Annotated in this window: 12 protein-coding genes; all 12 read right to left on the bottom strand. The window is 51.7% G+C overall.

Translation table 11 applies throughout. The annotated features are described in order from the left end of the window. Positions 1-373, bottom strand: a 373-nt coding sequence (locus GXX34_11090) for a riboflavin biosynthesis protein RibF (GenBank protein ID HHW08050.1), incomplete at its 3' end; no start/stop codon positions are given. A gap of 14 nt (positions 374-387) precedes the next feature. Continuing rightward, on the bottom strand, positions 388-1,290 hold the full coding sequence (gene truB / locus GXX34_11085; protein ID HHW08049.1) for a tRNA pseudouridine(55) synthase TruB: 903 nt from the start codon (positions 1,288-1,290) through the stop codon (positions 388-390). Then, positions 1,290-2,252, bottom strand: a complete 963-nt coding sequence (locus GXX34_11080; GenBank protein HHW08048.1) for a bifunctional oligoribonuclease/PAP phosphatase NrnA — start codon at positions 2,250-2,252, stop codon at positions 1,290-1,292. Before GXX34_11080 ends, truB begins: the two co-directional genes overlap by 1 nt. Further along, complete coding sequence (gene rbfA / locus GXX34_11075; GenBank protein ID HHW08047.1) at positions 2,252-2,605, bottom strand: 30S ribosome-binding factor RbfA; 354 nt, start codon at positions 2,603-2,605, stop codon at positions 2,252-2,254. The genes GXX34_11080 and rbfA overlap by 1 nt, the downstream gene beginning before the upstream one ends. A gap of 21 nt (positions 2,606-2,626) precedes the next feature. After that, on the bottom strand, positions 2,627-4,840 hold the full coding sequence (gene infB, locus GXX34_11070) for a translation initiation factor IF-2 (protein ID HHW08046.1): 2,214 nt from the start codon (positions 4,838-4,840) through the stop codon (positions 2,627-2,629). Between the two features lie 15 nt (positions 4,841-4,855). Then, positions 4,856-5,170 (bottom strand): 50S ribosomal protein L7ae, encoded by a 315-nt coding sequence (locus tag GXX34_11065; GenBank protein HHW08045.1) that lies wholly within the window; start codon positions 5,168-5,170, stop codon positions 4,856-4,858. Then, positions 5,157-5,441, bottom strand: a complete 285-nt coding sequence (locus GXX34_11060; protein HHW08044.1) for a YlxR family protein — start codon at positions 5,439-5,441, stop codon at positions 5,157-5,159. Before GXX34_11060 ends, GXX34_11065 begins: the two co-directional genes overlap by 14 nt. Position 5,442: 1 nt before the next feature. Next, positions 5,443-6,489 carry a transcription termination/antitermination protein NusA gene (nusA, locus tag GXX34_11055; protein ID HHW08043.1) on the bottom strand — a complete coding sequence of 349 codons (1,047 nt, stop codon included), beginning with the start codon at positions 6,487-6,489 and terminating at the stop codon, positions 5,443-5,445. 31 nt (positions 6,490-6,520) lie between these two features. Next, entirely contained in the window at positions 6,521-6,997 is a 477-nt protein-coding gene (locus tag GXX34_11050) for a ribosome maturation factor RimP (protein ID HHW08042.1), read from the bottom strand. Between the two features lie 193 nt (positions 6,998-7,190). Continuing rightward, a complete protein-coding gene (locus GXX34_11045) occupies positions 7,191-10,841 on the bottom strand; it encodes a PolC-type DNA polymerase III (GenBank protein ID HHW08041.1) in 3,651 nt (1,216 codons plus the stop codon). Between the two features lie 82 nt (positions 10,842-10,923). Further along, entirely contained in the window at positions 10,924-11,553 is a 630-nt protein-coding gene (locus GXX34_11040) for a glycosyltransferase family 2 protein (protein ID HHW08040.1), read from the bottom strand. 38 nt (positions 11,554-11,591) lie between these two features. Continuing rightward, the gene (locus GXX34_11035) at positions 11,592-13,298 is read right to left on the bottom strand and encodes a proline--tRNA ligase (GenBank protein HHW08039.1); all 1,707 of its coding nucleotides are present in this window, start codon (positions 13,296-13,298) and stop codon (positions 11,592-11,594) included. Positions 13,299-13,309: the final 11 nt, after the last annotated feature.

Below are 13,309 nucleotides of genomic sequence, written 5' to 3'. Positions count from 1 at the left end.
TGTAATTAAAACCGACGACGATGACCGCCGGCCTTAGGGCCTGAAAAATCATGGTCCCGAAATCATCCGGCGCCGTTAAAGCAAGCTCCCGTGTAAACGGGAGTAATAATAGTATATCAGCGCCCAACTGGGCTATTCTCTTGCTTTTACGTTCCGTAGTAAGAATAAGTTTGACCGGTTCTTCCGGTCTCAAAAGCTGCAGGGGATGAGGATCAAAAGTCAACACTACGCTTTGTCCCTGTATTTCCCGCGCCAGCTGCACCGTCCGGGCGATCAATGCCTGATGCCCCCGGTGCACTCCGTCAAAATTCCCCAGTGCAATAACAGTTCTGTCTAATATAGGCGTATCCGGTAAAGCACGAAGAATCTCCATTGGTGACTACCTCATCATCTAATGACTTTCCTGGGTTGTAAAAAAGCTCGCTGTTGATGGTAGACTACTTGGGCCACGGCAACCAATCCGGCTGCATCTTCTAATTGTACCAGCTGGCGGGGCGAAATTGACTCCCCGCTTACGGCATCCCATGGAATCCGTTTTCCCTGCCGGACGGCAGTAACCAGGTCTGCCCCAATCCGTTGCCTGGGAAAGGGCAGCAACCCGGTCAAAGGGACCAAGAAACTTTTGTCCCCCTTTTCCCAGCCGGCCTGTATTTCTTCCAACGTTCTTGCCTCTTCCAATTTGAACGGGCCTGTCCTGGTGCGCACCAGAAAAGACAGGCTCGCCCCGCACCCCAGCTTCCGCCCCAGATCGTGACAGAGGGTGCGGATGTAGGTGCCTTTAGAACAGGTTACATCAAAAAGTGCCCTATACGGGGGCTCTGCAAATTGTACTTCCAGCAACGTGATCTCAGCTATGCGGACCCGCCTGGGGGGAACGGCAACCTTGGTCCCCTCCCGGGCGAGGTCATACAACCTTTTTCCCTGCCAGCGCACGGCAGACACCATGGGGGGAACCTGAAGCTGCTCCCCCAAAAACTCCCGCAGGACATGAGGAAACCGTTCCAACTGTTCCCGGGAAACCTGATTTTGGGACAGGACATCCCCGTACAGGTCTTGGGTGGTAGTTTCCACTCCCAGGATGATCTCACAACGATAGCTTTTGTCACTGTCGAGAAAATACTCCAGTAAACGGGTGCCTTTTCCCAATGCTATGGGCAGCACACCGGTAACGCCCGGATCCAGGGTGCCGGCATGGCCTATTTTTCGCTGGTTGAATAAGCGCCGGCACCAGGCCACCACATCGTGGGAGGTCATGCCTGGCGGTTTTAACAGGTTAATGAACCCATCCACTAAAACTCACCTGCTCGCTGGCAGCACAGTTTTACTACTTCTTCAATGACTTCATCCAAGTCCCCCGCCACAGTACAACCCGCCGCCCGGTAATGCCCTCCCCCACCGAAGGCTTGGGCTATGGCACTGACATCAACCTGCCCGCGGGAGCGCAAACCTACCCTTACTTTATTGGTCTCTACCTGTCGAAAGAGAATCCCTACCTCCACCCCTTTAATGGATCTGGGATAATTTACAAATCCTTCCAGTTCTTCTTCTTTCACCTTCAGCCGTTCCATGTCTGCCAAGGACAAACCGATCCAGGCTACAGAACCTTTAGGTGAAAGCTGAATGGAACTCAGGGCGAATCCTAAAGCTTTCAGGCTCTCAAAAGACTTGTATTCATGGATCTGTTCACTGATAAAATGGGGATTGGCGCCTAACTCCGCCAGCCGGGCACATTTAGACAGCACTTTAGCCGTCGTATTGCCGTGCTGAAAGAAACCCGTATCCGTTGCCATGGCGGTATAGAGGGCCGTAGCCGCATCCATGTCAATGGGAACTTGAAGATACTCGATGAGGTCCAAAACCATTTCGCCTGTTGCGGCAGCATTAATGTCCACCCAGTTCAGGTCGGCAAACTCCCGGTTGCTGGCATGGTGATCGATATTGATCGTGACCGTACCGGGCAGGTACTGGTGGATGAATTCTCCCACTCTATCCCATTCCGTGCTGTCCAGAGCTACCACGGCTTCAGGCTTCCACCCCAAGGAGGAAGGCATCAGAATGCTTTCCGTGCCTTTAAGGAAACGGTACATGTCCGGCACCGGGTCAGACAGCATGACCACGGTGCGAATCCCCAAATATCTTAAAGCCATGTCCAGCGCTATGGCAGATCCGATGGCATCACCGTCAGGTCTTTCATGGGCGGTAATCAAAGCCCCTTTGACCCGGCTCAATGCTTCGCCAATCCTTGCCAGCATCAATCCTTACCTTCCTTCTCCTGCATGTCTGCCAATATCTCAGCAATCTTGGCTCCGTGACGAATGGATTCATCAAACCGGAAGGAAAGCTCCGGTGTATATCTCAACTTAATCCGCCGGCCTACTTCCTTACGGATAAAGCCGCTGGCTTTCTCCAAACCTTCAAGGGCTTGGTTAACCTCCTCGTCACTGCCGTATACACTCACAAACACTTTAGCGTAGCGGTAGTCGGGAGTGATTTCCACGCCGGTTACGGTCACAAAACCAACCCGTGGATCTTTGAGCTCTTCCTTGATGATAGCGGCTATCTCCCGCTTCATTTCTTCCGTTACCCGTTGTGTGCGATAACTCATTGGTCGTTCCTCCCCAGCAGGTTAAAGCTCCCGCTTCACTTCTTGAACTTCAAAGGCTTCAATGATATCTCCTTCCTTGATATCATTGAAGTTTTCAATACCTATGCCGCACTCATAACCCTGGGGCACTTCTTTCACGTCATCTTTAAAACGTTTCAGGGAATGCAGCCGGCCCTCATGGATCACAACTCCATTCCTAACAACCCGCACATTGGATTTATTGGTAATCCTGCCTTCCAACACATAACCGCCGGCAATATTTCCCACCCGCGGTACCTTAAAGACAGCCCTAACCTCAACTTGCCCCAGGAAAACTTCCTTGAGTTCCGGCTCCAAAAGACCGCTCATGGCAGCTTTTATGTCCTCAATCACATCATAAATTACCCGGTATGACCGGATCTCCACCTTTTCTTGCTCAGCTGCCCGCCTGGCATTGCCGTCAGGACGCACATTAAAACCGATGACGATGGCATTGGATGCCGCTGCCAGCATGATATCGGCTTCCGAGATTGCACCCACACCGTTATGGATGACATTCACCTTTACTTCATCGGTGCTAAGCCGCAAAAGGGCCTGGCTCAATGCTTCCGCGGAACCGTGGACGTCACTTTTCAGCACCAGATTCAGCTCCTGCATGCCTTCGGTATTCATTTGCTTAAAGAGATCTTCCAGGCGCATCTTGCTGGCTTCTTTATACTCTTTTTCTTTCCTGGCAATCTCCCGCTGGGTGGCAATCTCCTTGGCCAGCTTTTCATCCGCCACCACGTCAAAAATATCGCCGGGATCCGGGACGGCGGATAGGCCCAATACTTCCACCGGGGTTGAAGGCAGCGCTTCTTTCACTCTCCGGCCCTTATCATCAAACATGGCTCTTACTTTACCGTAAACGCTGCCGATGACGATATTGTCTCCGACGCGTAAGGTTCCCTTTTGTACCAGGACCGTAGCCACAGAACCTCTTCCCTTATCTAATTCGGCTTCAATCACAACACCCCTGGCCAGGCGGTTGGGATTAGCCTTCAAATCGTTTATTTCCGCTACCAAGAGAATCATTTCCAACAGCTGGTCTATGCCTTGCTTCATCTTGGCGGAAACAGGTACAAAGATAGTATCCCCGCCCCACTCCTCGGGAATCAGGCCGTGTTCGGATAACTGCTGTTTAATCCGCTCGATGTTGGCGGTGGGCTTATCCATTTTGTTAACGGCTACAATAATAGGAACATTAGCAGCCCGGCAGTGATTGATCGCTTCCACCGTTTGGGGCATGACGCCGTCATCGGCGGCCACTACCAGCACGGCAATGTCCGTGGCCTCGGCACCACGGGCCCGCATGGCAGTGAAAGCCTCGTGACCGGGTGTATCCAAAAAGGTAATTTTCTTTCCTTTCACCGTGACTTGATAAGCACCGATATGCTGGGTAATACCGCCGGCTTCCGTAGCGGTGACGTTGGTTTCCCGGATGGCATCAAGCAAGGAAGTCTTCCCATGATCCACATGGCCCATCACCGTCACCACGGGCGGTCTTGGCACGAGGGATTCCTCCGGATCGGGTACGTCTTCAATTTCCGTAATAGGTTTTTGAATCTTGACCTCGGTTTCAATGCCATATTCACTGGCCACAATCACGGCCGTATCGGAATCGATTTCCTGGTTCAACGTAGCGGGAATCCCCAGTTCAAAAAGCTTTTTGATGACCTCATTGGCCGTTTTGCCCATCCGCTTGGCCAGCTCTTGGACGCTGATGGATTCTCCCACGGTGATTTTCTTGATATGAGATACCGGCGGCGGAGGCGGAGCCGCTTTCGCGGCCTTTTTGGCCGGCCGCCCGCCGGGAGTCCCGGATTGGCTGCTTTTACCTGATTTCCCTTTTTTCTTATCCGGTTGTTTCGCCGGGAGGGTCTTGTCTTTTTCTTTTGACTGTTCTTCCTTTTTCTTGCCTAAATGAAACTTGCCGCCTTTCTTTTTCCCGGCGCCGGACTTCAAAGAAGAACTGCCTTTGACCTTTTCCATTCTTTCGTGTTCAAATTCCTCATAATCTTCCTTCATGTTGGTGGGTGTTTTTTGTTCATCATTACGTTTCGGTGCAAAGAATTCTTCGATTTTTGCTAAATCCTCTTTTTCCAACACGCTCATGTGCGATTTGACCTCTATTCCTATCCGTTTTAAGACGACCAGCATATCCTTGCTCCTCATCTTTTTTTCCTTCGCCAATTCGTATACCCGCATTTTTTTCATTGGTTCACCCCCGTGTTATTCCATGGCTTGCTTCTCCCTCACTCGTGCCAAGATACTTTTTGCAAACTGTCGATCGCTGATCCCCACCACTGCTCGTCTAGATTTACCGATAACCCAACCAAGTTTCACCTTGGTGCCGGTACAGATCACCGGGATACCCATTTCCCTGCTTTTATGGCTAAAATAGCTGATCACTTCTTTCGAGGCATCTTCCGCCAGCAAGATGAGGTGAATTTTCCCATACCGCAGTTTCGTCCTGACCGCTTGTTCCCCGGCAACAGCTTTTCCTGCTCTGGCAGCAAAACCCAGCAGGCCCTCAATTCTCTCCAAGGGACACTTGACCAAGCTGTTGTCTGAGTTCTTCCACCACATGGGGCTCAATGGTAACCTCCAGCGCTCTTTCCAATCCTTTGTTTTTGATGACTTTTTCCAGGCAAGTTACGTCCGGGCAAATATAAGCACCCCGGCCTGATTTCTTGCCCGTGGGATCCACCAGAACCGTGCCTTCCGGGGTCCGTACAATGCGCACCAGCTGCCTTTTTTCTTTCCGCTCCCTGCAACCAACACACATCCGCATCGGGATTTTCTTGACGCGCGCCATCCTACTGCCCACCTCTTTCCACTTGACTCTCGCTCTTGATGTCTATCTTGCAGCCGGTTAGTTTAGCCGCCAAGCGGGCATTTTGTCCCTCCTTACCGATGGCCAGCGACAGTTGATAATCCGGTACAATCACCCGTGCCGTCTTTTCCGCTTCATTGACTTCCACCGAAAGGACTTTGGCCGGGCTCAAAGAGTTTGCTACGAAGACTTCCAGATCGCTGCTCCATTTTATGATGTCCACTTTTTCCCCTTTCAGCTCATTGACAATGGTCTGCACCCGCGCCCCTTTCGGACCGACACAAGCACCTACCGGATCGACGTTTTCGTCCCTGGACGCAACAGCTATCTTGGAGCGGCTCCCTGCTTCGCGGGCAATGGATTTAATTTCCACGATACCTTCGGTAATTTCGGGAACCTCCAATTCAAATAGGCGTTTAAGCAAGCCCGGATGAGTGCGCGAGACAAGAATCTGCGGTCCCTTGGTGGTTTTTTTCACTTCCACGATATAAGCCTTAATCCGGTCATGGGTCCGGTATTCTTCGCCCGGCATTTGCTCCTGCGGGGTCAGGATTGCTTCCGTCCTCCCCAGGTCAATAAACACATTGCCGCCCTCCTGCCTTTGCACCACCCCTGTGATGATGTCCTGCTCTTTATTCACATACTCATCATAGATGATGTTGCGCTCCGCTTCCCTAATCCGCTGCACCACTACCTGCTTAGCCGTCTGGGCGGCAATACGCCCAAATTCTTTGGGCGTCACCTCAAACTCCACCACATCGTTTATATTATAACGAGGATCGATCTGCCTGGCTTCTTCCAGCGATATCTCGGTGCGCTCGTCATTGACTTGCTCTACGACCTGCTTGCGGGAATAGACTTTGAACTCACCGGTGGTGCGGTGTACCTCCACCCTGACATTTTGGAGGGACCCAAAGTTCTTCTTGTATGCGGAGATCAATGCTGCCTCGATGGCTTCCAACAGCACCTCCGTGTCAATCCCCTTACTTTGCGCAATTTCATCCAGGGCCTCAAGAAACTCCGTATTCATTTTGCTAATCCTCCTTCAGTTCCCCCAATGATTAAAACTCCACTGCCAGATGAACCAAGCTAATCCTGTCTTTGGGAATAACCATCCTCTCCCCGTTAACCTCTATTTCAATCTCGGCAGGCCGGTAATCCCGCAAAATGCCGTTAAACTCCTTTTGTCCTCCAATGGGCGCGTAAGTTTTCACTGTTACCAGTCTACCTTGGTACTTGATAAAATCTCTTTCCTTTTTTAGCGGCCGCGTCAGACCCGGCGATGACACCTCCAAAATATAACTGCCGGGAAACAATGCATTGTCCCGGTCGTATTCATCCAACAATGGATCGATTCTGCGGCTCACCCGCTCACAGGCATTAAGATCAATGCCTTCTGGGTGGTCAATGTAAATCCTGAGATACCAATCCGCACCTTCCTTAACATATTCTACATCCACCAGTTCAAACCCTAACTCATCTTCGACCACAGGCTGAATAAATGCCGTCACCCGGTCGGCTATACTCGCTGAATGCATGTCAATACCTCCACCTATTTCAACTGGTTCTAGTGTACCCCCATGGTTTGCCATAATATACTAGCAAAGCTGCCCTCTGGGTAAATGAAAAAGTGGGCATTGAACCCACTCTTAACCAACTCTCTCGCCTAATCTTCCTCGCCAATAAATATACCACAAATGTTAGTACCTGACAAGAATTAGGGCTAAGATACTAGCAAAATAAAGTCAGCTGTTCCGATTCAGCTAGACCTTCCAGTGCGCCATGAGCGTCTAAGATTTCGATCACCGTTTTCGTCGCTTTACCGCGGTAGCGCAGGTCTTCAATCGAAGTAAAGGGCTTTTCCTTCCGGGCCTCCGTGATGTTTTGCGCCGCCGTTTTGCCGATACCTTGCAGCGCCGCCAGGGGAGGCAATAATCCCCCCTCAACAATCGTAAAACGGAGAGCATCGGACCTGGTAAGGCTGACTCTTTCGAAGTTAAAACCGCGGGCCATCATCTCCAGGGCTACTTCTAAAATCGTCAACAGGTTCTTTTCCTTCTGGCTTGCTTCGTTTCCTTTCTTTTCAATCTCCTCGATCTTTTGCCGCACCCGGTCGTAACCTTGGACAATCAAATCAGCATCAAAGTCATCGGCCCGAACGGTGAAGAAGCTGGCATAAAAGGCCAGGGGATAATTAATCTTAAAGTAGGCAATGCGAAAAGCCATCATGACATAGGCTACCGCATGGGCCTTGGGAAACATGTATTTGATTTTCTTGCAAGATTCGATGTACCAATCCGGTACGCCATTTTCCCGCATCGCTGTTTCGTATTCCGGCTTGACTCCTTTGCCTTTGCGGACATCCTCCATGATTTTAAACGCTAAAGCCGGTTCCATGCCTTTGTAGATTAAATAAATCATGATATCATCGCGGGTGGAGATGGCTTCCGACAGTTTTGCCGTACCGCTTTTAATCAAATCCTGGGCGTTGTTTAACCAGACATCTGTACCGTGAGAGAAGCCACTGATCCTGACCAGGTCGGAAAACTTTTCCGGTTTTGTGTCCACCAGCATCTGCCGCACAAACCGGGTGCCGAACTCAGGAATACCATAAGTACCCACCGCAGAACGGATCTGCTCTTCCGTCACTCCCAATGCCTCCACCCCGGAAAACAGGGACAGGGTGGCCGGGTCATCCAAAGGGATTTTCTTGGCGTCAACGCCGGTCAACTCTTCCAGCATTTTGATAACTGTCGGATCATCGTGGCCCAGGATATCCAGCTTAACCAACCTGCTGGAAATGGAATGGTAATCAAAATGGGTGGTGATGGTTCCCGACTTCACATCATCCGCCGGCCGCTGCAAAGGAGTGAACTGGTGAATATCATAGGATTTGGGAACCACCATCAAACCTCCCGGATGCTGTCCGGTGGTCCTCTTCACTCCGGTGCAGCCCCGTACCAGCCGGGCCACTTCCGCATTCCGCTTCACCAGGTTTTGCTCTTCCAGGTAGTTTTTTACAAAGCCGAAGGCCGTCTTTTCGGCTACGGTGGCAATGGTGCCGGCACGGAAAACATGTTCCTTGCCGAACAGGGTCTCCACATACTTGTGAGCCGTCGCCTGGTACTCGCCGGAAAAGTTCAGATCGATATCCGGTACTTTATCTCCTTTAAAACCTAAAAAAGTTTCAAATGGTATATCGTGACCGTCCTTATTGAGCGGTGTGCCGCACCGGGGGCACGGCCGGTCCGGCAAATCCGCCCCGCTGTTATAGGAACCGTCCGCGACAAATTCACTGTAGCAGCACCCGGGGCACCGGTAATGGGGCGGCAGCGGGTTAACCTCCGTAATGCCGCAGAAAGTAGCCACCAAAGATGAACCGACAGATCCCCTGGAGCCTACTAAATAGCCGTCTTCATTAGATTTCTTCACCAGTTTATGGGCGATCAGGTACAATACGGCAAAACCGTTGGTAATGATGGAATCCAGCTCTTTCTTCAGCCTGGCTGCCACCATATCAGGCAGGGGATCGCCGTATAACCTTTTGGCCTCCGCCCAGCACATCTGGGAAACCTGTTCTTCGGCTCCGGGAATTTCAGGAGCGAACAGTTCGCTGGGCAGTGGTGCGATTTCTTCAATCTGGCGACTGATATTGACGGGATTCGTGATCACTACCTGCCGCGCTGTATCCGGTCCCAGATAAGCAAACTCCTCCAGCATTTCCTCGGTGGTCCGGTAGTAAAGGGGGGCTTGTTCTTGCTCCTCGTAATTCTGCACTTTTTGTAAGATACGGCGAAAGATTTCATCCTCGGGATGCAAGAAATGGACATCCCCGGTGGCCACTACGGGCTTGCCCAGTTTCTCACCGATTGCCACCAGGGCTCGGTTCATGTTCCTCAAGTCATCTTCCGACTGCATTATTCCCTTGTCTATTAAGAACCTGTTATTACCAATGGGTTGTATCTCAATATAATCATAAAAATCGGCAATGCGGCAGAGCTCCTCCATGGGGGCCCCGGCCAGGTAGGCCTGCACCAGCTCTCCCGCCTCACAGGCAGTACCAAGGATTAAACCTTCTCTATAGTCTATTAAAGCTTGCCGCGGAATACGGGGGCGCCTGTAAAAATGCTCCAGGTGAGATAGGGTAATCAATCGATAGAGGTTTTCCAAACCTTTGGGATTTTTCGCCAGGATAATGATGTGATAAGTCCTGCCTTTTTCTTCTTCCCCGTCTAACAAGTAGCCTTCCACGCCGTAGATGATCTTTACTCCATGTTTTTGTCCCGCTTCGTAAGCCTCTGGGAAAGCTTGAACCACCCCGTGATCGGTAATGGCAATGGCCTCGTGCCCGAAACGAGCTGCCGTTTTCACTGCTTCGGCCACATCCACTACCCCGTCCATGGCACTCATTTTTGTATGCAGGTGCAGTTCAATCCTTTTTTCAGGGGCCCGGTCTTCCCGTACCACCGGGGTGCATCTATTGATATCGGTTGCCATCATTGTTAATTCCTGGGTATAACGATCATACTGCACCGCTCCTTGAATGGTAAGCCACTGTCCGGGTTTGACGGCAGCCAGCAATTCTGCAGTTTTTTCATCCCCAAAGACCTTTACGGAGATGGAATCTGTCTTGTCGGTAACATCTATGGTATAAAGGGTTCGCCCGCTCTTAAGCTCCCTGGCTTCCACGTTTATGACTTCGCCCCTGATGGCCACGGCTTTTTCCTCGTCCACCAGTTCCACCACCGGTGTGACGGCTTGTTTAATGGAACGGCCCAAAAGGACGAGGTCATCACCCTTTTGCGGCTCTTGGCGGGAATCCCCGGCAGCTTTATCATGTTTCCCCTGGTTACCGCAGGCTGCCTGGACCAGGTATTGCTCAGGAACCAGGTTAATCCGAGTGGTCAAGGTCTCGTCAACGGCAAAAGTAAATCGTGCCCTAATGTGGAAATACTCCCACAGGGCATCGGCTAAGAACCTCTCCATCTTCTTTTCCAGCATGAACTGCATGCCTAGGTCGTCGGGCAGCCAAAGAAGGATCCTGTCTCCTTGGGCTTCCAGCCGGGCCACGGACAACCAACCTGAAGTGGCCGGCATCCTGTCCATGATCCTTGCTAGAAATACCTCACCGTATTCTTGTACAAAGAAGGCAAGGTCTTGCCGGCAATGATAGTGGGGTTCCCATGCCACTTCCACCAGGCCGGGCATTTGAACCATAATACCTTCCGCCACTTGCCGCCAAATAGCCTCCCAATCAGGGACCGGTGAGGGAAACCACAGGTGGATGACGAGGCGCTGGGATTTTTGGTACAACACTGCCTTCTGGATCATTATGTCCTCCAAATCCTGCGCCGGCCGGGGACACAAGCCAATCCTTTCCATCAGCTGGACCAGGCTGGTTTTCGGGCCACATGCCGGCTGCAAGTTGGCTAAAACCACCTTCAGACCCCCTCAAGCATTCTCTCTAATCGTCGGAAAGGCTTTTCGCGATTTCCCAGTACATCTTCACGCGGGCACGCAAGCCCTTCCACAAGCCAAGCTTCTCTTCTTTCATCACATGGGATAGGTCTTCTAAGACAACCTCTTCCAGCTTGACATCATGTTCAGCCGCGTACTTGGTCAAAGCCATTTCCACACCGAAGCGTGTCCATTCCAGGTTATCGATGCGCCGGAGCAGACTCTTGGTCACCGCTCTTTGGCCGGACAAAAAAGGTGCGACCATTTGGGCTAAATCCGTAGCTAGGCGCCCATGCTCAAAAACACCCACGGCCATTTCGACCCTGCCGCTCAGGACAGGTTCGATCAATTGCTCCACATGGGCCGGGGTCAGGCCGATTAAATCAGCATCGAGAAAAAGCAGCACTTCATGGGTGGCATGCTCTACCCCCAGCATCATGGCTCCTCCCTTTCCCCTATTGCATGGGGAGGAAATAACCGTTGCACCCGCTTCCCGGGCCACCGCTTCCGTATTGTCCGTTGAACCGTCATTGACTACGATAATTTCGCCGATGGCCGGTACCTGCATCAACGGGCGAATAACACCGGCCACTGTTTTTTCTTCATTAAATGCCGGTATGATTGCTGAGACTTGCATCGTATAAGCCTCCCATCTGGCTCTAAGCGACCTAAAGACTAGACTTCCTCTGCCATAAAGGATTGAATCCAGTCCGTCACCTCATCTACCTTCACGGTTACTTCTTGTCCATCCCGGCGCATTTTAATGTCAACGGTTCCTTCACTCACCGTCTTTTTGCCTACGGTAACCCGCAGCGGGTAACCGATTAAGTCCGCATCGGCAAATTTCACTCCGGCCCTTTCGTTCCGGTCGTCCAAGACAACTTCAATACCATGAGCCGTTAAGCGACGGTAAATCTCCCCTGCTATCTCCACCTGCCTTTCTTCTTTGTTGGAAGCAGGCACAATCACTACATGGAAAGGAGCAATGGACAGGGGCCAAATAATGCCGTGTTCATCATAGTTTTGTTCCACCGCGGCAGCCATGGTTCTCGTGATACCGATACCATAGCAGCCCATCACCATGTACCTTTTCTGTCCCTGCTCATCCAGGAAGGTGGCCTCCATCGCCTTGCTGTACTTGGTGCCCAATTTGAAAATCTGGCCCACTTCGATACCCCGGGCACTGGCCAACTCGCCATGACACTTGGGACACTTATCGCCCGCCCTCACGGTGCGAAAATCTCCCACCAGTTCCACGGCATAATCCCGCGGGTAATTCACATGTTTCAGGTGATAATCTTCTTCGTTGGCACCCGCCACCCCGTTCACGATCCCGGCGGCTTCTTCGTCCAGGTAAACCGGTATCCCTTTGAGCCCGACAGGGCCTAAAGAACCGGCGGAGACCCCCGTCAATTCTTTTACCTGGGTATCCGGAGCCAATTCCAGTGCCAGGCAGCCGAGTTTGTTTTTCAGTTTGATTTCATTAACTTCCCGGTCTCCCCGCACCACCACGGCCACGGGCTTTCCGTCAGCCAAGTAAATCAGTGTTTTCAAGCATTCCCGCGGAGATACCTGCAAAAAGCTGCTGACCTGTTCGATGGTCTTGATCCCCGGGGTGGCCACTTTTTCCACTTCATGCAGGGCCCCCGGCATCACTTCTTCTACTACTGCCTCCCCTCTTTCCACATTGGCGGCGTAATCACAGCTGGTACAATAAACGATTTCCGCTTCCCCGGACCCGGCCAGGACGACAAATTCATGGGTGCTGCTGCCGCCGATGGCGCCGCTGTCCGCCTCAACGGGGCGGAAACGCAAGCCGCATCTGGTAAAGACATTGGTATAAGCGTCGAACATCTTTTGATAGCTCACTTCCAGACCTGCTTCGTCCCGGTCAAAAGAATAGAGGTCTTTCATGATGAATTCCCGGCTGCGCATGAGACCGAAACGGGGCCTGCGCTCATCCCTGTATTTATTCTGGATCTGGTACAGCAAAAGGGGCAGCTGCTTGTAGGAGCTCACTTCCTTTCTCACCAGATCCGTGATAATCTCCTCATGGGTCGGTCCCAAACAGAAATCCCTGTTATGGCGGTCCTTTAACCGGAAGAGTTCATCGCCGTAAACATGCCACCGGCCGCTTTCCAGCCACAATTCAGCAGGCTGGATGATAGGCAGACCAATTTCTTGCCCCCCGGCGGCATCCATTTCTTCTCGTACGATCTGCATGATTTTGGTTACCACCCGGTAGCCCAAAGGTAACAGGGTATAAACACCCGAAGTTGATTTACGGATAAATCCTGCCCTCAGTAACAGCTGGTGACTGACTATTTCCGCCTCGGCAGGTACTTCCCTTAAAGTAGGAGCCAATAATCTACTTGCCAGCACGTTTCTAACCT

It is taken from the genome of Clostridia bacterium, from assembly GCA_012840125.1.
Lineage (GTDB): Bacteria > Bacillota > DULZ01 > DULZ01 > DULZ01 > DULZ01.
This window is presented reverse-complemented; position numbering and strand designations above follow the sequence as displayed.